The sequence below is a fragment of the Roseateles microcysteis genome (assembly GCF_036880965.1).
Lineage (GTDB): Bacteria > Pseudomonadota > Gammaproteobacteria > Burkholderiales > Burkholderiaceae_C > JAUASW01.
Genome location: NZ_JBAJMV010000003.1, coordinates 501,907 through 523,119 on the forward strand (window position 1 = coordinate 501,907; position 21,213 = coordinate 523,119).

Consider the following 21,213-nt stretch of genomic DNA (forward strand, 5'->3'; position numbering starts at 1 on the left):
CAGGCAAGTCCTGACCCTTGGCCAGCGACGCAGATACTCACGCGCGTTTGCGCCGGGCTCTCCAAGCTGGCGCTGATGGCCGCCGTGCTCGGCCTGATCCTGGTGCTGGTCTGCGTGCAGGTCCAGGTCATCGGTCGCTATCTGTTCAATGATTCGCCGACCTGGACCGAGGCGCTGGCCCTGCTGCTGGTGCTCTACATCACCGCCTTCGGCGTGGCCGTGGGCGTGCGCGATGCGGGGCATATCGGGCTGGAGTCGCTGCTGGTGCTCCTGCCCGAGAAGCTGCGCCTGAAGCTGGAAGTGCTGATCCACGTGCTGGTTGCCCTGTTCGGCGCGCTGATGCTGGACTCAGGCTGGACCTGGACCACGCTCAAATGGGACGAAGCCAAGCCGATGCTGGGCGTGCCCGAGGGAATGGACTATCTGCCGCTGGTGATTGGTGGCGGCTTGATCGTGCTCTTCTCGATTGAACACATCGTGGCGCTTCTGCGCGGCCGCAGCGTGGAGCCCGCATGGAACTAGCAATTCTCGGTATCAGCTTCGCGCTGCTACTCGTCCTCGGCGTGCCCGTCGCTTTCGCCATCGGCCTGTCCTCCATCGCCACCATCATCGCGGCCGACCTGCCCGTGGCCATCGTGTTCCAGAAGATGGTCGGCGGCATGCAGGTGTTCTCCTTCCTGGCCATTCCCTTCTTCGTGTTCGCCGGCGAGCTGATGCTGCATGGCGGCATTGCCGAGCGCATCGTGCGCTTTGCCAACAGCCTGGTGGGCCATGTGCGCGGCGGCCTGGGCATGAGCAATGTGCTGGGCTGCACCTTGTTCGGTGGCGTGGCCGGCTCGCCGCTGGCCGATGTGTCGGCCATGGGCTCCGTAATGATTCCGCTGATGAAGAAGGAGGGCTACCACGCCGATTACGCGGTCAATGTGACCACGCACGCGGCCTTGGTCGGCGCCTTGATGCCGACCTCGCACAACCTGATCATCTTCGTGTTGGCGGCCGCGGGCATCGCCTCGGTCAGCGTGTTCAAGCTGATCCTGGCGGCGCTGATCCCGGCGCTGATACTCACCATCGCCAACCTGGCCGCGGCCTACGGCGTGGCGGTGAAACGCGGTTATCCAGTGCACGGGCCCTTCCCGGGCTGGCCCGCGGTGCTCAAGGCCTTCGGCGCAGCACTGCCGGGCCTGCTGGTCGTGGCCATCATCCTGGCCGGCATCCTCTCCGGCGTGTTCACCGCCACCGAGTCGGCCGCCACGGCCGTGTGCTGGGCGCTGGCCGTCACCGTGCTGGTCTATCGCTCCTTGAGCTGGCGCGGCTTCCTGGCCGCCTGCGCCAAGGCCTGCAAGACCACGGGCGTGGTGCTGCTGCTGATCGGCATCTCCTCGGCCTTCGGCTACTTCATGGCGCTCTACGAAGTGCCGCAGCAGACCGGTGAGCTGATGCAGTCCTTCACCAGCAGCCCCTGGGTGATCTTCCTGATGGTGAACGTGCTGCTGTTCCTGCTCGGCACCTTCCTCGACATGTCGGCCACCATCCTGATCTGCACGCCGATCTTCCTGCCGATCTGCCAGCAATACGGCATGGACGCCACGCAGTTCGGCATCGTCATGCTGATCAATTGCGCGCTCGGCCTGAACACGCCGCCGGTGGGCACCACGCAATTCGTCGGCTGCGCCATCGGCGGCATCTCGGTGGGCCAGGTGATGCGCTCGATCTGGCCCTTCTATGGCGCACTGATCGGCACGCTGCTGCTCGTGACCTATGTGCCGGCGTTCTCGCTGTGGCTGCCGGGCTTGCTGGGCTGAGTGCCAAAAGGCGCAAGGGCTGGACAGCCCGCATGCTGTCCAGCCCTACATGACTGCGCCGCCGCCTTGATGGGCCCGCTGTCCGCCGGAAGGAGAGATAGAAACGGCGGTGCGGACTTCTCCTCAAGCCCCCCGAACGCTCACGCGAGCGGGGGGACGGCGTCCCCGAGCAATGACGTTCAGATCAGCGCACGGCCGGCCAATGGGCCTGCTCCTCTTCGCTGTCCAGCAGACCCATCTGCGGGCGCGTGCTCTTGGCGCCGCCGGCCTTGGGGTCGAGCGCCTTGTCGGTCAGCTCGGCCAGTTCGGTCCAGTGGGCGCGGGTCGTCGAGTCGCCGGCTGTGCGGCCGCGTTCGGCGAACTGCTTGCCCAGCAGGCGCAGCTCGGCGCGCACGGCGGCACGGCCGTCGTCGTAGCTCGAACCCTCGACCTTGCCGGCCAGCACATCCACGTAGCTGCGCTGCAGGTTGCGGCGGGCCGGCGTCGGTGCCGCGCCGCTCTTCAGCTCGCCAAGCACGCCGCCGCGCAGGTCGGCCAGCATCTGCTCGATGCGGTAGGCCTTGTCGCCGTACAGCTGCTCCTGGCCCGACATGCGGCCCAGGATCTCGCTGCTGAGCAGGGTGTTCAGGACGCCACGCTGGGTCGTCACCAGCAGGCCGGTGCCCACACCCGGGGCCAGGCGCTCGGTCACGGCCGTGTCGAGAATCCAGTTCGGCGTGGCGAACAGCTGCTCGTTGAAGAAGGCCACGGCACGTGCCTGCTGGGCCTTGGCTGCAGGCTTGCCGATGGCGCCCGGCTGCGAGCCCGCCTTGGTCTGGAAGTCATAGCCGCCCAGCAGGGCAGCCACATGGACCAGTTCCTTGGTCCACTGGCCCCAGACGCCCTTGTAGAGGTCGGCCAGGTCCTTGTTGCTTTCACCGGCACGCAGCGTCATCTTCGGCAGCATCTTGACCAGGCGCTGCAGGTTCTTGGTGCCGAGCGTCGTGGCCGTGACCGCATCGGCATCGCCCACGGCTTCCATCACCGTGCCGTAGTCGCCATTCATGGGCGCCTGGAAGCGCAGCCAGGGCTTGCTGTCCTGCTCGCGGGCCCAGCTGTCCAGCACCAGCTTCTCGTCCTGCGGTGTCTTCGCGCTCGGGATGGGCGCGTAGCCCCACTTGGTGGCGAAGATGTCGTAGGGACCGACCTTGGGGATCAGCAGCGCCGGGTCGATCTTGTCTTCCGGCTGCACCAGGTAGTTCATGCGGCTGTAGTCCATGATGGACGACACATGGCCCATCTCCTTGAGCCACTTGGCATCGCGCAGCTTCTCGATCGGGTACTGCGAGCTGGCCTTCATGTTGTGCTGGAAGCCGAGGGAATGACCCACTTCGTGCGTCACCACATAGGCCACCAGGTCGCCCATCAGATCGTCCGGCAGCGGCAGCTGCTGCGCACGTGCATCCACCGGCCCGGCCTGAGTGATGTACCAGTCGCGCAGGATCTTCTGGATGTTGTGATACATCACGATGTTGGCGTTCAGGATCTCGCCGCTGCGCGGGTCGCTGAGGTGCGGACCATAGGCGTTGGGAATCTGCGATGGCACCCAGCGGATGATGCTGTAGCGCACGTCTTCGGGGTCGAACTCGGGGTCCTGCTCCTTGGTCGGGAACGGGCGGGCCTGCACCGCGTTCTTGAAGCCGGCGGCCTCGAAGGCCACGTTCCAGGCCTCGATGCCCTTCTTCACATAGGGCACCAGCGCGGTCGGGGTCGACTTGTCGATGTACCAGACGATGGGCTTGACCGGCTCGCTCACGGCGGCGTTCGGGTCCTTCTTCTCCAGACGCCAGCGCGTGATCATGCGCTCACGCTCGATGGTGTGGCGGTCATGGCCGTAGTCCGTGCGGCTCTCGTAGAAGTAGCCAACGCGGTCGTCCATCAGGCGCGGCATCATGGCCACGGCCGGCAGCTCCACCAGGTTGTAGGAGATGCCGAAGGTGGCCGAGCGCGCCGGCCAGCCGGCTGGCGCCGGCGCCGGGCCCATCGGGCCGTTGAGCATCATCGGCGCCGAGTAGGTGTGCACCGCATCGACCCGCACGCTGCCGGGGAAAGCGCGCGTGGTGTCCACATAGCTGCGCTGTGCGTCCAGGCCCGTGCCCTTGACCATGCGGCGGGCGCTGAACTCGCCGACTTCGCTCTGGAACAGGCGGCTGACCTCGATCACTGGCGAGCCGTCGGCCGCGAAGGCCTCGACATTGAAGCTGGCCAGGATCGCATCGCGCTGCGAGTTCTTCACGGCCTCGGCATTCGGGCGGCCCGCGTCGGCCGCGAACGAGTGGTCGACCTGCTGGAAGAAGACCTTGTTGCCGCGCAGGCTGAAGCGCACCACGTCCTGGGCCAGCGACTTGCCCACATGGTCCACATCGGAAGGCACCGAGGTGGCGTTCGCCACCATCAGCAGTTGCTTGCCGAGCAGGGCCTTGGGCACCTCGAAGTACAGCTTGGTCTTGACTTGGTGGACCGTGACCAGGCCCTTCTGGGTCTTGGCGTCCTTGGTGATGACCTTGTCATAGGCCTTGGGCTCGATTTCGGGCGTAGCGGCGCCAGGGCCGCCCGGGCGGGCGGCCGAGGCGGCGCCTTCGGCCGGTGCCGGCGGTGTTTCCTGGGCAAAGGCCGCGCCGAGAGCGAGCGAGAGCAGTGCAGCCAGCGGCAGGCGGCGGATGTGAGAAGACTTCATGGTGTTCATGTCTGCTTGTTGGAGAGGGAAGCGTGAGAGGTGTGCTGGCAATGCTCAGAAGCGGCGGCGCAGCGTGAACGTGTAGCGCATCAGCCGCGGGTCGACCGAGCTGTTGACCTGGCCCGTCGGGCTCAGCGGCGGCGCCACGTCGGTGGCATTGATCAGGCCGAGAGAGATGCGCGTGTCGCCCATCAGCCGGCCGACCAGGCCCTGCTTGTCATGCCAGCCGCCGTTGCCGAAGTCGTACCAGACGTTGGTATTCCAGGTCGTGGTGCCCGGGTAGTCGACGATGGGCGGGAACAGGCTGACCGGGAAGCCGCTCTGGCGGATGCCGGTGACGCTGACACCGGCGCCGCGATAGGCCCAGGAGACGGTGGCCACCACACGCTTGGGCTGCAGGCGTGCATTGGTGTAGGGGCTTGGCGCAGCGGCCGGCGTGGCAACGACCTCGAGCTTGTCGGTGCGCGTCATGCGGCCGTTCAGCGAGAACTCGCCCCAGCTCGAACGGATCACATAGCGCAGCGAGTAGTCATAGCCCGAGGCCTGGTACTTGGAGATGTTGCGCGAGGTGAAATCGACACCGGTGATCTTGCCCGCCGTGTAGCCGGCCGCTGCGTCCTCGGGCGTCAATGCGGCCCGCGAGTAGGACTCGGGGAAGTACAGCATGTACTCCTGGCGGCTCAGCGAGCCCACGCGGTCCAGGATCTTGGAGCGCCAGCGGTCCACCGAGAACGACAGCCCCTTGGTGGCCTCGAACGGCGACTCGATCTGCAGGCCGACGTTGTAGTGCACCGACTGTTCGGGCTTCAGGCTGTTGCTGCCGCCCAGGGTCGTGGGCAGCGTGCCGATGAAGGGCTCGTTCTTGCGATACAGGTCGATCAGCGCGCTCGAGCCCGTGGCCGGCACGGTCATATTGGTCACGTAGCGCGGCCGCGTGATGTCGATCAGGTAGGGCACGCGGAAGGCCTCGTTGCGCGAGCCGCGCAGCGACATCCACGACACCGGCTTGTACTGCCCGCCCAGCAGCTTCTTGCTGGCCGCACCGAAGTCGTTGTAGCTGTCGCGCCGCACCGCGCCGCTGATCGAAAGGCTGTGCACCAGCGGGATGCGCAGGCTGGACTTGGGCGAGAGCAGCGGCACCGAAGTCTCGAGGTAGCTCGAGTTGGTGATGCGGTCCTGCTTGGGTTGGGCCGCCTGCGTGGTGTCGACCAAGGTGCTGTCGGTCACGTTGGTGAACTTGACCGAATCGACGCGGCGCTCCAGGCCCACCGCCAGATTGACAGTGCCGGCTTGCAGCTGCCAGGCCGGGCCATCGAGGCTGAAGCTGTAGGTGCGGGTGACCGGCGTGTCGTAGCGTTCGTCCTTGTAGTAGGCCGACTCCAGCACGCCGGCGGCGTTGGGCGCCGCGCCTTCATTGCCGACCAGCGCATAGCTGTCGTGCAGCAGCACCGGCGGCGTCGCGCCGTTGATCAGCGCATTCATCCTCGGCGCGTAGAACTGGTAGACGCCCTCCGGCAGCGAGGGCTTGCTGCGCGCGTCGGCAAGGTTCAGGCGGTAGCGCCAGTCCTTGGGCAGGTCGCCGCGCAGGCCGATCGAGGTCGACTGCTGCTCATAGGTGTAGTGCCGGATCGGCGTGCCCAGCTCCCACATGTACTTGTAGATGCGGATCGGAACGCCGAAGGGGTTGCCCTGATAGCCAGCGGGCAGGGTGTAGCCCGACAGCGCCACTGGGTCGCTCTGCGCCTCGGATTCGTTCTTGGACCACATGAAGTCCGCATAGACCTGGGCCCAGGACGAGAACTCGTACTCGGCATGCGCGGTCGCGGAGCTGCGCTTGTACTCGTTGACGGCGTTCAGGACCTTGCCGGCGTCATAGCGGGCCGTGATCGGTGCGTTCAGGTAGTCGGCGATGCTGGCCGTCTTGCCGTTGGCGCCGGCGGGAATGTAGGCCGTGTTCTTGCCGATGCCCGGCAGGTTGCCCGTGACGGCCTGCACATAACCGCCCATGGGCAGGTTGTTGGCCGTGCCATCGCTGCCGCCCAGCCAGCGGCGGTCGTCCGTTGCCAGCCAATCGCGGTCGCGCAGCGCCAGCGCATTCTGGGTCTCGACCGAGACCGAGGCGCGGGCCGAGAACTTGTTGTGCCGGAAGGCGTGCGAGATGCCAAGGCGGTTGTTGGCCGCGTCGGTCACCATGGTGTTGTCGAGCGCGTACTCGACCTCGGTGCCACGGTAGCGCTTGCGCGTGATGATATTGACCACGCCACCCACCGCATCGGCGCCATAGATCGCGCTGCCGCCACCCAGCAGCACTTCCACGCGTTCAATGGCAGACATCGGGATGCCGGTGGCCTCGTAAGCTTCGGCCACGGTGCGCGAGCCGGTGCGCGGCAGGCGCAAGCCATCCACCAGGATCAGGGCATTGCCCTGGCCCAGGCCACGCAGATTGAACAGCAGGCGACCGTCCGGCGCGCCGCGCGAGCTGTTGCCGTCGAAGCTGGCCGAGGCACCGACCGAGAGCTGCGGAATCAGGTTGCGCAGCTCGGCCAGCGTTGTCACGCCGGAGCGCTCGATGTCCTGGCGGGTCAGCACCTCGACCTGGTTGATGCCCTGCTCGCCAACGATGGAGCGCAGGTGCGAGCCGGTCACTTCGACCGGCGCAATGACCTCGACCTTGCGCACCACGAACTCGTTGGTCGCGACCAGCTGGCCCAACGAGAGCCGGGTGTTGGCCAGCAGCTCACGCATGGCCTGCACAAAGGTGTAGTCGCCGTTGATGCGGTTGGTGCGGATGCCGCGGAGATCCTCGTCCTTGAACTTGATGCTCACGCCGCCCAGTTCCGCCATCTTGCGGACCGTCTCGACCGCATCACCCGCGGCCAGTTCAAAACGCTGAACGCGCGCCGGCGGTGCTGCGGCGGCTGCGGGTTTTGGGCTTGAGTCGGCCTCCGGTTCAGCAGCGTCGGTGGAGCCACTGGCGGCCCCCGAGCCGGCTTGCGCACCCGAGGCGCGCGGCGACGGCGCGGCCGCCTGGCGCAGCGTGGCGGCGTTAGGGCCGGTCTCGACGACTTGCAGTCCGCTGCCTTCCAGCATGCGGTTCAAGGCGTCACGGGGATGCATCGTGCCGCTGACCGGCTTGCTGGTCAGGCCCCGCACCAGCTCCGGTGCATAGAGCAGCTGGAAATTCTGTTGCTTGACGAACAGCTGCAGCGCTTGCGCAGCAGGTTGGGCGGGAATTTCAACCAGCCGCGCTTCGGTGGCGGCGGGGTTCTGGGCCTGAGCATGGGCTTGGGCCGTCAGCATGAGGACGGCAAGCGCCAGCGGATGGCAGGCAAAACGGGGGCTACGCGACACAGGGGACTCCTGGGGCTTGTTTGTTGATCTTGGAATGGCGTCGTCCGGGACTAGCGGATACGACGCGCGACGCACGATTCACCCCCACAGGGACTAACCCTTAGGCCTCAAAGTGCCTTCGCCGATCTGCGGGGAGACGCCAAGCGGCTCATTGCTGCCATTCGTTTTCTTGTTCCACGGTTGGTCGAAGATCAGGCCGCCAGCGGGTTCCCCTGCGCTCGTGTCCCCCGGCCCTGGCTGCGCCCGATCCTCCTCCTTTACCTCGCTTCGGGAAACCCACTGCCGTCCTGATCCGCACCTCTGTGGCCTTCGCCTGGTGGCATGCGCAGGTTCGGCCGAGGGTGTCGGGTGAGGGTTTGGGCGAGGTAAAGGAGGAGGATCGGGCGAAGCCCGGTCCGGGGGACAGGAGCTCAAGCCCTCACCCGATGGCCTCGGCAGCGCGAAAGAAGGAACCAGCGTGTGGCTGCTAAGTGCCGTTAAGAGACGCACCCCGAAGTTCGGCGTTGAACCTCAAGCAAGCCCTGGCGGTCAGTTGACAAAGACTTGCGCAGCTGAGTCTGAGTTTCAACCCCGGCTGATCAGCCAGCGCCCCTGGTGCTGGCGCACCTTCAGGCCGAAGCCCTGCTCCAGGCTGCGCAGGAACACGGCCACGTCGGTGGTGGCGAAAGCGCCCGAGATGCGCATCTGCTGCAGCGCCGGGTCGGTCAGCTCGATGGGCTCGCTGCTGTAGCGATTCACTTCTTCGAGCGCAGCGGCCAGGCTTGAGTCGTCAAAGACGATGCGGCCCTGCTGCCAGGCCAGCTTGCGCTCGAGCTCGCCCGGCTTGGCGGTGGACAGCAATGTCTGCTGCGCCTGGTCCAGCGCCACCTGGCCGATGCCCAAACGCAAGGGCTGCTCGCCCTTGCTTTCGGGTGCATCGGCCTTGCGCAGCTCGACCACGCCTTCGTAGACGGTCACCTCGACGCTGCCATCGCGATGCTTCTGCACCAGGAAGCGCGTGCCCACGGCGCGCACCACGGTATTGCCCACCAGCACCTCGAAGGGGCGGTTCTTGTCCTTGGCCACGTCGAACAGGCCAACGCCGCGCTCCAGCACCACGCGCCGACGCTGGCCACCATAGGCCACGCCCAAGGACGAGGCTGCATTGAGCTCGGTGCGCGAGCCGTCGGGCAGCAGCACCACATGCTGCTGACCCACGGCCGTGCTGTGCGAGGCGGCGAAATTCGTGTCGTCGTCCGCTTGCCAGGGTCGCAAGACCATCAGGCACAGGGCCAGCGCCAGGCCGGTGGCAGCGGCACCACCCCACACCCATGGACGTTGCGAGCTGCGGCGAGCGGCAGGCCGGGCCGAGGCCGGTGCAAAGCTCGCCTGGCTGGCGGCCGCCCAGATCAGGGCGTGCTCGTCGAGCAGGCGTGCATGGCTGCTGTCTTCGGCCAGCCAGTCTTTCAACTGCTGGCGCTCGGTGGCGCTCAGGTCGCCCGCGTCGATGCGCGCGACCCAGCGACGCGCTTCCTCGGCGGCGCTGGCGCCGCCACCTCGTTCGAAATCAAGCACCTTGGCTTGCATCAGCGTACTTCCTTGCGTTGCAGACCATCGTGTTCAGCCATTGCCTCATGGCACAGCTCCAGCGCGCGGGTGATGTGGCGTTCCACAGTCTTGGTCGAGATCCCCAGCTGGCTGGCGATCTCGGCATGCGAGAGATTGTCGATCTTGCGCAGGCGGAACACCTCCAGGCATTTGGGCGCCATGCGTTCCATGGCGGCCTCCACGGCCGCCACCCGCTGGCGGTTCTGCAACAGCGTTTCCACGCTGGGCCCCGTGTCTTCAACGCGCAAGTCGTCCCAATCCCCCACAGCGTCGGTGGCCCGCGAGGTGCGCTTGCGCAATTCACTCAGCGCCAGGTTGCGCGCCACCGTGTAGAGCAAGGCCTCGCTGACCGGCGTCTGGTCGCCCAGCTCGGCCGCGTAGACGCGCAGAAAGGCCTCCTGCGAGACCTCGGCCGCCTCGTCCGCATTGCCCAGCAGGCGCTGGACATAGCGCTCCAGTGCCCGGCGGCGCGCGCGGTAGATGTCGAGGAGGCTCATGGGGCGGCGACTATATGCGAGCGGCCGGGCCTTGCAAAATTGCAAGCCGCTGTGGCTCGCACATCACGGCACGCGCCGCAGGTCCGGGCCGACCAGGCCCACGAGCAGCGCGCGCCCATCGGGCAGCACCCGGAACTCGCCATGGCTCGCCGCCCGGAACTTGGGCTCCTGGCCTTCCTGGAAGTACCAGGCATCGCTGACCAGGGTCCAGCGCCCATTGACAGGGCTGAGCTCCAGCAGCAGCTGGCCCGGCCCGGCCGGCTCGCCGGCGCGCAGCAGGCGCGGCTCGACCAGCACGCCGCGCTCATCCAGCCGGCCGGCAATGCGCGGTCGCGGCTGCCACGGCAGGGCCAGCTCCGCCACCGGGGGTATCGGCGGCAGCGCGTAGTTGAGCCGCATGTAATCGCCCTGGATCAGCGAGCGAGGATCGAGCGGCGCCAGCTTCACATAGACGGCCCGGCCCTCGGCGATCAGCTGCTCCTTCTGCCAGATCAGGCCATTGACCACGCAGAGGCTCAGCAGCGCGCAAGCCGGCAAAGCCCAGCGCGCCGAGGCACGGGCCGGCGCGATGGCCGGCTGCGGCGCAGGATCGCCTTGCCGGGTCAGCCACAGCCACGCGCCCAGCAGCGCACCGGCCACCACCAGCACCAGGGCCTTGTCGCTCAGCGGCAGGTCCAGCCGGTAGTAGAAGCTGCCCAGCACCCACAGGGCCGCGGCCGCCGCGCTGAGCGCCAGCACACGACGGCGGCGCACCAGCGCCAGGCTCAGCAGCAGCAGGCAGCCCCCCAGCGCCGGCAGCCACCAGCACAGCGCGACCCCCAGCAGGCCCGGCAGCAAGAGCCTGGGCAGGCGCAGGACCGGCCAGGCTTTCAGCAAGGCAGCAAAGGCCCAGGCGCTGGCGAGCACCGACAACGCTGCCGGCACGCGCCAGAGCATGGGCGAGAGACCCGATTCGACCGGCGCGTTCAACTCCCGCGCAAGACCTGACCCCATCACACCAGCCGCCATGAAGCTGGGGCCGGACAGCCAGACCAGCGCCAGCAGCAGCCCCATCGCCCAGCCCCGCAGCACCGGCTCCAGCAGCGCTGCCAGCGCGGCACCCTCGGCCCGCTGGCCTCCGTGATGGACCAGCGACTGCGCCAGCGCCCAGGCCGCCAGGGCCAGATACACGGCCCACCACAGCGGCAGCATGGCGCCGCGAGACCAGCTCGCACCCGGCAGCAGGCCGATGCACATGAACACCGCAGCCATGCCCAGCAGCAGCCGCAGCCAGTGGCGCGGCAAGGCCAGCACCAGGCCCGCGCAGATCGCCAGGCCGGCCACCAGCGCCAGGCGGAAAGGCAGGTCGCGACCCAGCGCGAAGCCCAGGCTGCAAAGGCCGACCAGCAGCAGCGGCAGGGCCAGCTGCTCCAGGAAGAACGCGGTGCTGCGACCCCGCAGCAGGTTCGCCGACCCGACGACCAGGGCCAGGCCGAGCACATAGGCTGTCGGCCCGTGCTCCCACAGGCGACCGAACAGCAGGGCCAGGAAGATCAGCAAGGGCACGGCAGACAGCCAGGCGCCCAGCGCCGTGAGCAGCTGCACCGGCCACGGGCGTGCCGCTTCGGGGCGGCTGGCACCAGCGGGGACAAGACCCTGTTGCTGCGCCTGTTCGAGCCAGGCCGGCAAATTCACGGCGCTCATCGCTGGCGCTCCTGCGCTGCCGTTGCAGCACCGGCAGGGTCGACAGGATCGGACGGCTCGCCCGACCCCTCGGGCCCCCGCATGCGGCGCAATATCAGCTGCACGCTGGCCGTCAGCAGGGCGGCTGCGACCAGGCCCAGGACCAGCATGGTGCCGATGGGCTCGCCTCGCTGGCCCACCAGCAGCAGCCGGGCCAGGCCGCACACCAGCAAGGTGTCCAGGGCGAGGGCCTGAGCGCTGAGTGCATAGACCTCGCGCCACTGCCAGGCCGCGGCCAGCCCGCCCGCCAGCACCAGCAGGCCCAGCCAGAACTGCGGCCGCACACGGCTGGCAAACAAGCCGCCCAGGGATGTGGCCGAGAGCGCGGTCACGCCCAGCAGCACCGCGGCGCGCCAGGCCCAGGGCTCCGCTTGCTCGCTGGCCGGCTTGAGCGCCATGGCCACGCACAGCAGGACAAGGGCAGCAAAGCCGCAGGCGTGAACACCCAGGGTTCCGGTCTCAAAGTCCCAACGGAAGCCGGCGTGGGCATGCACCCAGAGGCTGATGGCCGTGACGACGACCAGCACCCACGGCGTCCAGACCAGCTCGCTGCGCGCGCCCCAGCAAAGCGGCAGTGCCAGGGCCGACCACAGCGCGAAAAGCTGCCAGGCGTCGGCGCCGGTGGGGTAGGTCTGGCCGAACAGCGCCAGCAGGCCACCCAGGCTCAGCAAGGCCAGCAGGCCCAGCGCGCCGCGCCAGGCCGGGCGCGCCCACGCCGCCAGCAGGCTGGTGGCCAGCAGCAGCTGCAGGAGGGCGAAGCGCGCACTGCGCGGCAGCTCGGCCCAGTTCGCGGCAACCCACATCATCACGCCCAGGCCCAGCAGGCCGGCCGCCAGACCGGCCGCACCCAGCCGCAGACGCTGCAGCACATCGCCCGGCGGCTGGCCGAGCCCGCTCAGGAACCACAGGCGCTGCGCCTTTGGCCGGTCCAGGCCCTGCTCGGCCGTCCAGCGGTACAGCTGCTCATGCAGACTCATGCAAGCTCCCCAGAATGCTGGGGCGATGGTAACCAGACTACTGCGCGCCGCCGCCGGGCGATCCACCCAGCTCGCGGTGCAGCCAGGCGCGAGCCAGGCTCCAGTCGCGCTTCACCGTGGCCAGCGAGATGGCCAGCGCTTCGGCGATCTCCTCGTTCTCCAGCCCGCCGAAGAAGCGCAGCTCGACCACCTTGGCGGCGCGCGGATCGACCTGCTCCAGCGCCAGCAAGGCCTCATGCACCGCGACCAGGTCGCGGTCCGGCGGCAGGGCCAGGTGCTCCAGGCCGGAGAGCGTCAGGGGCACCAGCTCGGCGGCGCGCTTGTCGGCCCGCCGCGCCAGTTCATGGTTGACCAGGATGCGCCGCATCATCAGCGAGGCCACGGCCAGGAAGTGGCTGCGATTGCGCCACTGCGTGCGGCTCTGCTCGGCCAGGCGGAACCAGGCCTCGTGCGAAAGCACCGTCGGCGAGAAGGTATGCGCGCCGAGCTCGTGGCGCAGGTGCGAGCGCGCGAGGCGACGCAGCTCGTCATACAGCAAGGCAAACAGCTGGTCGCCCACACCCGCGGCATCGGCCGGCTGGTCGCTGAGCCATTGGGTCAGCGCTGCCAGGTCCGGCGCCGGCTGCTGTTCGTCCACCGTCATGCGTTCCCCCCCTAATTCAAGGTTGCCGGCCGTGAGCCTTGGCGCCGGTTTGGGCTGCGTAAACAAACAGCAGTCCCTGTCAGCCATCGTCCCATGCACCGAAAGGCCCGCACCATGATCAAGCGCAACGCCCCTGCTCCTCAGCACCTGGCCCGGTTGGCCATCCTAATCGGCAGTTCCGTGTTGAGCGCCTGCGGCGGTGGCGACCCCGTGCCAGATCCGGTGCCTGCGCCAAGCCCGGCTCCGGCCCCGGCACCCACGCCGGCGCCAGCACCCGCTCCCACGCCGGCCCCTGCCCCCGCACCTGCGCCCACGCCAGCCCCAGCCCCAGCCCCAGCCCCAGCCCCGGCCCCGGCGCCAACACCGGCTCCCGCACCCAGCCCGGCGCCCGCGCCTGCTCCCACGCCGGCTCCGGCGCCCGCCCCGGCCAGCACCGCCAGCTGCGGCACGATGAAGGAGCTGACCCTGTCCGCCCTGGCCGTCCATGAAGGCAGCTATGCCGCCAAGGTCTTCGACAGCGGCGGCAGCGAGCTGGGCGGCGCCAGCCTGGTGCTGTCAGGCGGCGTGCTGAGTTACACGCCAAACGCTGGCCTGGCCGGCGCCAGCGCCGCCAGCGCGGTCGTGGCCAAGGTCTGCCAGAACACGGATGCCTCAGGCAACGCCATCGGCGTGGTGGCCATGATCGACAAGGACCGCCACGTCGACTTCTTCGCCCCGGCCTTCAGCGGGCTCTACATGTCGGGTACCGATCTCGGATCGGCGACCAGCACCGGCCGCTACATGCAGAGCACCACGCCAAAGACTGCCGCCCCGGCACCCACGCCTGCACCCGCACCGTCACCCGCACCGGCTCCGTCTCCCGCGCCGGCAGGCAGCGGCAGCGAATGCGCGCCTCTGATCGCCAAGGCCGGCGACTCGGTCACCTACCGCCAGACCAGCAGCAGCGCCGGCAGCGCGCCCTACACGGTCAAGTACGACTTCACGAACGGCACGTACAAGGGCCAGGCCGCCGTCGTCGGCACACTGACCGTGACCGGCGCGACCGTGGCCTCCACCGGTCTGGCCACGCTCTATCTCGACCCGAGCACCGGCGCGGCGCTGGGCCAGGACACGGCGACCGCAGGTGCCAGCGACACCATCACCACCTACGAGCCGGCCGACTGGCAGCAACGCCTGGCCAATGCCGGCATCGTGGCCGGCAGCAGCGGCAAGATCAGCGTGACCGCGACCGTCACCGGCAAGAGCGTCACCGACGGCTTTGCCTCGCTCGGCGGCGCCACGGCCCTGGTGATCAAGTACGAATTCACCATCAACCGCGACGCCAACGAGTCGGTCACGGTGCCCGCAGGCAGCTTCGCCAACAGCTGCAAGTTCCGCGTCGACTTCGTGCTGAAGGACCTGCAGGTGCAAGGCCCGGCGGCCAGCAGCCCCCTGCTGTCCGTCATGCTGCCGACCCTGCAATCCAGCTTCGTGTTCCCGACCCAGGTGACGCTGTGGACCACCAATGCGGTGCCCTACATGCTGCCCAAGAGCGTCACGGTCAGCACGCTGCCGGCGCCCACCGGCGCGGTGACCACGACGCAGGAATTGATCGCGGTCACGAAGGCCGCGCGGTGAGGCCGATTTCGGGGGTCAGGGCTTGCCGGGCCGGCCTCGGTGCTCTGACACTGTGGCCATGACACCCTCTGCCGACTGGACCGAGCTCAAGCAGCTGTACGACGCCGCCCTGGCCCTGCCCGCCGCCGAGCGGGAGGCCTGGGTGCGCAGCTGCGGCGCCTCGGCGGAGCTGCAGGCCGAGCTGCTGTCGCTGCTGTCCCACAGCACCGGTGGCAACAGCGACGACCCCGACTTCCTGGCCGCGCCGGCCTCGGCCGCCGGCCTGACCGGTCAGCGCCTGGGGCCCTGGCTGCTGATCGATCTGCTGGGCAGCGGCGGCATGGGCGAGGTCTGGCGGGCGCGCCGCGCCGACGGCGCCTACGAGGGCGAGGCTGCGGTCAAGCTGCTCAAGCGCGGCATGGATTCGGCCGCCGTGCTGCGCCGCTTTGCCCAGGAGCGCCAGGCGCTGGCGCGACTGGATCATCCCAATATCGGCCGCCTGTTCGACGCCGGCCTGAGCCCGCAAGGCCTGCCCTACTTCGTGATGGAGAAGGTCGAGGGCCAGGCCATAGACAAGGCCTGCGAAGCCCGCTCGCTGGAGCAGCGCCTGGAGCTCTTCCTGCAACTGACCGATGCCGTCTCGCATGCCCACCGCCACCTGCTCGTCCATCGCGACCTGAAGCCGGGCAATGTGCTCGTCACGGCCTCCGGGCAGGTCAAGCTGCTGGACTTCGGCATCGCCAAGGCGCTGGACCCGCTGGAAGGCGATGCGCAAGACGCCGGCCAGACCCAGCAGGGCGACCGCCCCTACACACCCACCTACGCAAGCCCCGAGCAGGTGCGCGGCGAGCCGGTCAGCACCGCCACCGACATCTACTCGCTGGGCGTGCTGCTCTACCAGCTGCTCACCGGCATCAGGCCCTATGGCCGCCATGCCGCCACGCCGCGCGAAGCGGCGGATTCGGTGCTCAACGAACAGCCCACGCGGCCGAGTTCGCTCTCACCGGGCCAGGTGGGCGACCCCGCCTGGCCGGCGCGACGCCGCCGACTGCGCGGCGATCTCGACAACATCCTGCTGAAGACGCTGGAGAAAGACCCGGCCCGGCGTTACGCCACCGTCGATGCCCTGACGGCCGACATACGCGCTCATTTGCGCGGTTATCCCGTCAGCGCGCGTCCGGCCAGCCCGGCCTATCTGCTCGAGCGCTTCGTGCAGCGCAACCGGCTCGGCGTGGGCCTGAGTGCCCTGGCGCTGCTGGCACTGGTGGGTGGCCTGGCTGGCACGCTGTGGCAAATGCATGAAGCGCAGGCCGCGCGGGCGCAGGCCGAGCGGCGCTTTGCCCAGCTGCGCCAGCTGTCCAACAAGCTGGTGTTCAGCTACCACGATCAGATCGCGCAACTGCCCGGCGCGCTGGCCACGCGCGAGGCGCTCCTGAAAGACGCCCTGGGCTGGCTCGACGGCCTGGCCGGCGAGCTGGGCCCGGAGCTGGCACGCGACCCCGGATTGGCACGCGAACTGGCCGAGAGCTATTCGCGCATAGCCGCCCTGCAGGGCGACGGCTTCTCGCCCAGCCAGGAGCAGCTGCAGGCGGCCGAGCAGAACATCGTCAAGGCGCTGGCGCTGCAGCCGCTCTATCTCGATGCCAGCGCCCGCGACGCCGCCGCGCTGCAAACAGCCGGCGAGATGTGGCAGGGCCGTGCCATGCTGGCCTTGCGCAGCGGCCAGCTGCAGCTGGCGGTCTCGGCGCTGGAGCAGGCGCGCCAGCTCGACGAGAGAGCCATGCATCTGGCGCCGGACGATCCACTGAGCCTGTCCCACCTGGCCACAGTCACCGGCCGCATCGGCGGCTTGCTGGGTGGCAGCCCGGCGATGCCGCAGCTGGGCGAAATCGCTGCGGCCGGGCCGCTGCTGCAGCGCTCGGCCGAGATGTTCGATCGTCTGCGCCAGAAGCTGCCGGCCGACCCCGAATGGGCCCACCAGGCCGCCTGGTCCCGGCTTCAACTGGCCAACTGGGCGCTGCTTGCCGGCCGCCTGGAAGAAGCCGAAGACAACAGCCGCCAGATGCTGGCGCTGCGCGATGCGGCGGTCAAGGCGGCGCCGGAGAACGCCAACTACCGCTACCAGCGGGCCATGAGCCGCTCGGTGGCGGCGCGGGTGCTGCTGGAGCGCGACAAGCCGGCCGAGGCCCTGCAGGTCTTCAACGAAGGCATCGCCCTGCTGCAGGCCGAGCAGGCGCGCGATGCCGCCAACAAGTCGGCCGGCCGTGACCTGCTGCTGCTGCGCTATGGCAGCGCACGCGCCGCCTGGCAGCTCAAGCCCGATGCCGCCAGCCGCGCCGGCCTGCAACAGGCCGCGCTGGCCCTGCCGCCCAGCAAGGGCGAAGACTTCTACCTGGCTCGCTGGCGCGCCGAAGGCCTGTTGTGGCTGGCACGCTCAAGCCTGCAACCCGCCCAGGCACTGGCCTGGGCCCGCGAAGCCCAAGCCCTGATGCGCGGCACGCACGACAGCCCCGACAACGCCAGCCGCCGCTGGATCCTGGCCCTGCTGCTGGGCGAACAGGCGGCTGCGCATGCGGCGCTCGGCGAAGCGGCAGCAGCACGCAGCAGCGCCCAGGAGGCCCTGGCCCTCTGGCGCAAGGGGCCGGTTCCGCCGCACTACGCCAGCTGGCAGCAAAAGTGCCGCGAGCTGGCCGGCGAAAGCTGAGCGCACCAGACGCTCACTCAAACGGGTAACGCACGCCGACCTGGGCGCGGATCCTGTCCATCCAGCTGAGCAGCGCGCGGCTCTCGGCGTGCGGCATGCGCGGGCTTTCGACCAGGCCGGCGCGGACGCAGGCCATCGTCTCGCTGATCTCGCCCTCGAAGCCATTGATGCGGAACGGCGCCTCCACGCGCAGCGGCGGCTCCGCACCGCGCTGCAGCTCCAATGCGGTGGCCTGCGAGAAGCTCTGCGGCAGGCTGATGCGACCGCGCGTGCCGAGAATGTGCAGGGCATTGGGCGACACCGCATCGAAGCTGCAGATGAATTGCGAGACCAGGTCGCCGAAATGAAGACTGGCACTGAGCTGCTGGTCGACGCCCGTCGGCGCGAGGCGGGCATTGGCCTCGATGCGATCAGGCTCCGGGCAGACACCCAGCGCCATCTCAAGGATGAAGCGAGTGGCGGCCAGGTTGTAGATGCCGATGTCCAGCAGCGAGCCCCCCGCCAGGTGGGGGTCGAACAGCCGCGTGCTCGGGTCGTAGGGCGCCGAAAAGCAGAAGCTCGACTGGATGCCGCGCAGCTCGCCGATGGCGCCATCGCGCAGCCACTGGGCCAGTTGCTCGTAGGCGGGCAGGAAGCGGGTCCACAGCGCTTCCATCAGGAAGACGCCGCGCTCCCTGGCCAGCGCCAGCAGGGGTTCAGCCACTGCAAGGCTGGGCACCAGCGGCTTTTCGCAGAGCACCGGCTTGCCGGCCAGCAGGCAGGCGCGAATGGCCTCGCCGTGCTGGGCATGCGGCGTGGCGATATAGACCGCGTCGACCGCCGGATCGGCCAGCAATTCATCCAGCGAGCTGCTGGCCACGGCGGCTGGCGCCCAGCGCTCGGCAAAGGCCGTCGCCTTGGCCGCGTCGCGCGCATGGATGCGGCTGATGCGCGCCTCGGGCAGGCCTTGCACCGCCTGCGCAAAACGGTTGGCGATGCGGCCCGGGCCGATCACCGCCCAGCGGAAAGCGGCCTCGCTCACAGCTTGCGCGCGTCGCGGAAGTCGTCGAGCTTGTCGGGGCGGCGGTTGTTGACGCCGAAGTTGAAGGCACGCACCACCTTCTGTTCCTTGCCGCTGGCCTGCAGCTTGAAGCCGCAGACCATTTCACCCAGGCAGGCCAACAGCATGCCGTCGTTGAAGTCGGACTTGAGCACCGACACCCGGCCCACCGAGCCATCGGCATTGACGGCGATGCCGAACTGGACCACCTGCCGCTCCTTGCTGCGGTCGGTATCGCGTTCAAGCGCCTTCTTGTAGCAGCGGGCCCGGGTGCGCATGCTCTTGTTCATCGCCTCCACATAGCTCGCTTCCACCTCCGCGGGGAAGCCCAGCTGGGGGTCCACATTGGCGAACCTGCCGTCGGCATCACTGACCTGGTAGCAGGACTCGGCGCGGCCCACGCCGGGCGCCAGCAGCAGCGCGGCGACGGTACCCAGGGCGACGAGCCGGTGATGGATTCTTTGCGTCATGATGAAGGCCTCCTTGTTGCAGCCGCAGCGCGGCGAGCGCATTGTCACCGTAAGATCGCCGCCATGTCTGCCGACATCCTCACCGAGCTGCGCCGCCATATCCGCACCGTGCCCGACTGGCCGGTGCCGGGCGTGCAGTTCCGCGACATCACACCGCTGCTGGCCGAGCCGGCGGCCTTCAAGCTGATGATCGACGCGCTGGCCGCGCGCTACGAGGCCATGCGGCCCGAGCTGATCGCCGGCCTGGAGGCGCGCGGTTTCATCATCGGCGCGGCGCTGGCCTACCGGCTGGGCGTCGGCTTCATGCCGATCCGCAAGAAGGGCAAGCTGCCCCATGAATGCATCGAGGAAAGCTATCTGCTCGAGTACGGCAGCGCCACCGTGGAAGCGCATGTCGACGCTCTGCGGCCGGGCCAGCGCGTGGTGCTGGTAGACGACCTGATCGCCAGCGGCGGCACCATGGGCGCCGGCGCCCGCCTCTTGCAGCGCCTGGGTGCCGAGCTGCTGGAATGCGCCGCGGTGATCGACCTGCCGGCGCTGCGCGGCTCGCAGCAGCTGCGCGAGGCCGGCCTGCCGGTGTTCGCGCTGCTGGAATACGCCCTCGATGAATAGGCTGAGGCGCCAGCTGCTGCTTGTGCTGGCCTCATCACCGCTGGCGGCATGCGACTCGCGCAGCAAGACCGAGCGCCAGATCGACAGTGCCTGGCACCGCCAGGCTGCCCTGGAGAGCCTGCTGGCCCCATGGCTCGCCCACGCGCCGCGACCCGACGGCAGCTTTCACATCAACTTCGGCCGCGACTGGCAGCCCAAGGCCGACCAGAACCTGGAAGTGACGCTTCAGGGGCGGATGATCTACGCGATGGTCGTCGGCTACGAACTGAGCCAGGACCGGCGCTTCCTGCAAGCGGCCCTGAAAGGTGGCGAGTACCTGCTGCAGCGTTTTGCCGACCCGGTCCATGGCGGCTTCTTCCTTGTGCTGTCGCCCGAGGGCAAGGTCTTGAGCGATGCCAAGCGCTGCTATGGCCATGCCTTCGCGCTGTTTTCGCTGGCCCACCTCGCCCGCATCACGCAGGACGCGAAATGGCGCCAGGCGGCGCTGCAAGCCTGGCAGCAGATCGAGGCCGGCCTGGCGGACCCGGCCGGCGGCTTCCGCGGCCAGACGGCGCGCAACTTCATGCCCGGCCAGCCCGGCGCGCGCAGCCAGAACCCGCTGATGCATCTGTTCGAGGCCCAGCTGGCCCTGCTCGATGCGACGGGCGATGCAGCGGTTCGCCAGGCTGCGCGGCGGCTGGGGGACTTCGTCATCAACCGGCTGATGCAGGGCCGGCCGGATGGTTCGGCCTACATTCCCGAGTGGTACGACGCCCAGTGGCAAGCGTTGCCGACCAAGCAGGCGGGCGGCTACACCGACATCGGCCACCAGTTCGAATGGAGCCATCTGCTCCTGCGCTCCACGGCGCTGGACGTGGCACCGCTCCATGCTGCGGTGGGCGACCGGCTGCTGCAGTTCGCCCTGCTGGAAGGCTATGACGAGATCGACGGCGGCGCGATCAATCAGGTCTACCCCGACGCGCCGCCCTGGAAGCACAAGGGCTGGTGGCAGCAGGCCGAGTGCACGCGCGCCTTGATCGCAGCCGCCAGCGCGAGCGGCCGCAATGAGTTGTGGCGCCGCTACGAGCAGACGCTGGCGCTGGTGCAGAACGAGTTGATCGACAAGGAGCACGGCGGCTGGCGGCCCGGCCTGTGCCGGCGCAGCGGCTGCGACAACGTGCAGCCCGAGCCGTACCACATGCTGGGCATGCACATGGAAGCGCTGCGGGCCGCCGGCAGCGTGGTCTAGAGAGGACAATCACGCCATGGCCAAACAGATTCCCCGCCTCAGCCCCGAACAGATCAAGAGCATCATCAAGACCGCTTTTGCCGATCGTCCGCCCTACCAACGGGTGTTCGTCGAGCATGGCATCGGCCAGGGCGAGCTGGTGGCGCTGATGAAGCGCGAGCTCACGCCCACCGCCTACAAGACCTGGGCTGCCCAGGGCAAGAGCGTCAAGGCAGCCACGGTGAAGTCGACCTTTCCGCACGGGCGCTGAGCCAGCTGCCAGCCCCGGA

General features: G+C 68.7%; 16 protein-coding genes. 7 read left to right on the forward strand and 9 right to left on the reverse strand.

The window, feature by feature from the left end; all coding sequences use genetic code 11:
• Window positions 1-33 precede the first annotated feature (33 nt).
• Complete coding sequence (locus tag V3596_RS11325; protein WP_334277979.1) at window positions 34-522, forward strand: TRAP transporter small permease; 489 nt, start codon at window positions 34-36, stop codon at window positions 520-522.
• On the forward strand, window positions 513-1,802 hold the full coding sequence (locus V3596_RS11330; protein ID WP_334277842.1) for a TRAP transporter large permease: 1,290 nt from the start codon (window positions 513-515) through the stop codon (window positions 1,800-1,802). The genes V3596_RS11325 and V3596_RS11330 overlap by 10 nt, the downstream gene beginning before the upstream one ends.
• A gap of 184 nt (window positions 1,803-1,986) precedes the next feature.
• Here V3596_RS11330 and V3596_RS11335 read toward each other — a convergent pair whose 3' ends face one another.
• From V3596_RS11335 to V3596_RS11365, 7 genes are all read right to left on the reverse strand, one after another.
• On the reverse strand, window positions 1,987-4,518 hold the full coding sequence (locus tag V3596_RS11335; protein WP_334277843.1) for a zinc-dependent metalloprotease: 2,532 nt from the start codon (window positions 4,516-4,518) through the stop codon (window positions 1,987-1,989).
• 54 nt (window positions 4,519-4,572) lie between these two features.
• Window positions 4,573-7,869: a TonB-dependent receptor plug domain-containing protein gene (locus V3596_RS11340; RefSeq protein ID WP_334277844.1), complete on the reverse strand. Its 3,297-nt coding sequence runs from the start codon at window positions 7,867-7,869 to the stop codon at window positions 4,573-4,575.
• A gap of 564 nt (window positions 7,870-8,433) precedes the next feature.
• On the reverse strand, window positions 8,434-9,435 hold the full coding sequence (locus tag V3596_RS11345; RefSeq protein ID WP_334277845.1) for a FecR family protein: 1,002 nt from the start codon (window positions 9,433-9,435) through the stop codon (window positions 8,434-8,436).
• Window positions 9,435-9,953, reverse strand: coding sequence for an RNA polymerase sigma factor (locus tag V3596_RS11350; protein WP_334277846.1), 519 nt, complete (start codon window positions 9,951-9,953; stop codon window positions 9,435-9,437). Before V3596_RS11350 ends, V3596_RS11345 begins: the two co-directional genes overlap by 1 nt.
• A 63-nt stretch (window positions 9,954-10,016) precedes the next feature.
• Window positions 10,017-11,636 carry a GDYXXLXY domain-containing protein gene (locus V3596_RS11355; RefSeq protein ID WP_334277847.1) on the reverse strand — a complete coding sequence of 540 codons (1,620 nt, stop codon included), beginning with the start codon at window positions 11,634-11,636 and terminating at the stop codon, window positions 10,017-10,019.
• Window positions 11,633-12,652: a DUF2157 domain-containing protein gene (locus tag V3596_RS11360; RefSeq protein ID WP_334277848.1), complete on the reverse strand. Its 1,020-nt coding sequence runs from the start codon at window positions 12,650-12,652 to the stop codon at window positions 11,633-11,635. The genes V3596_RS11355 and V3596_RS11360 overlap by 4 nt, the downstream gene beginning before the upstream one ends.
• A 37-nt stretch (window positions 12,653-12,689) precedes the next feature.
• A complete protein-coding gene (locus V3596_RS11365) occupies window positions 12,690-13,295 on the reverse strand; it encodes an ECF-type sigma factor (protein WP_334277849.1) in 606 nt (201 codons plus the stop codon).
• A 450-nt stretch (window positions 13,296-13,745) separates the two neighbouring features.
• Here V3596_RS11365 and V3596_RS11370 point away from each other — a divergent pair, with 450 nt between their 5' ends.
• Entirely contained in the window at window positions 13,746-14,912 is a 1,167-nt protein-coding gene (locus tag V3596_RS11370) for a hypothetical protein (protein WP_334277850.1), read from the forward strand.
• Window positions 14,913-14,970: 58 nt separating this feature from the next.
• On the forward strand, window positions 14,971-17,595 hold the full coding sequence (locus V3596_RS11375; protein WP_334277851.1) for a protein kinase domain-containing protein: 2,625 nt from the start codon (window positions 14,971-14,973) through the stop codon (window positions 17,593-17,595).
• 13 nt (window positions 17,596-17,608) lie between these two features.
• On the opposite strand, the gene V3596_RS11380 is transcribed toward V3596_RS11375, so the two are convergent.
• Together V3596_RS11380 and V3596_RS11385 are read right to left on the reverse strand one after the other, a co-directional pair.
• The gene (locus V3596_RS11380; RefSeq protein WP_334277853.1) at window positions 17,609-18,616 is read right to left on the reverse strand and encodes a Gfo/Idh/MocA family protein; all 1,008 of its coding nucleotides are present in this window, start codon (window positions 18,614-18,616) and stop codon (window positions 17,609-17,611) included.
• Window positions 18,613-19,104 carry a hypothetical protein gene (locus V3596_RS11385; RefSeq protein ID WP_334277854.1) on the reverse strand — a complete coding sequence of 164 codons (492 nt, stop codon included), beginning with the start codon at window positions 19,102-19,104 and terminating at the stop codon, window positions 18,613-18,615. Before V3596_RS11385 ends, V3596_RS11380 begins: the two co-directional genes overlap by 4 nt.
• Window positions 19,105-19,167: 63 nt before the next feature.
• Between V3596_RS11385 and V3596_RS11390 the strand changes: the two genes are divergently transcribed.
• Genes V3596_RS11390 through V3596_RS11400 form a run of 3 tightly spaced genes read left to right on the forward strand, consistent with a single transcriptional unit; the run spans window position 19,168 to window position 21,194 of the window.
• The gene (locus V3596_RS11390; RefSeq protein ID WP_334277855.1) at window positions 19,168-19,716 is read left to right on the forward strand and encodes an adenine phosphoribosyltransferase; all 549 of its coding nucleotides are present in this window, start codon (window positions 19,168-19,170) and stop codon (window positions 19,714-19,716) included.
• Window positions 19,709-20,944 (forward strand): AGE family epimerase/isomerase, encoded by a 1,236-nt coding sequence (locus tag V3596_RS11395; protein WP_334277856.1) that lies wholly within the window; start codon window positions 19,709-19,711, stop codon window positions 20,942-20,944. The genes V3596_RS11390 and V3596_RS11395 overlap by 8 nt, the downstream gene beginning before the upstream one ends.
• A 16-nt stretch (window positions 20,945-20,960) precedes the next feature.
• Window positions 20,961-21,194, forward strand: a complete 234-nt coding sequence (locus V3596_RS11400) for a DUF2805 domain-containing protein (RefSeq protein ID WP_334277857.1) — start codon at window positions 20,961-20,963, stop codon at window positions 21,192-21,194.
• The last annotated feature ends 19 nt before the right edge of the window (window positions 21,195-21,213 follow it).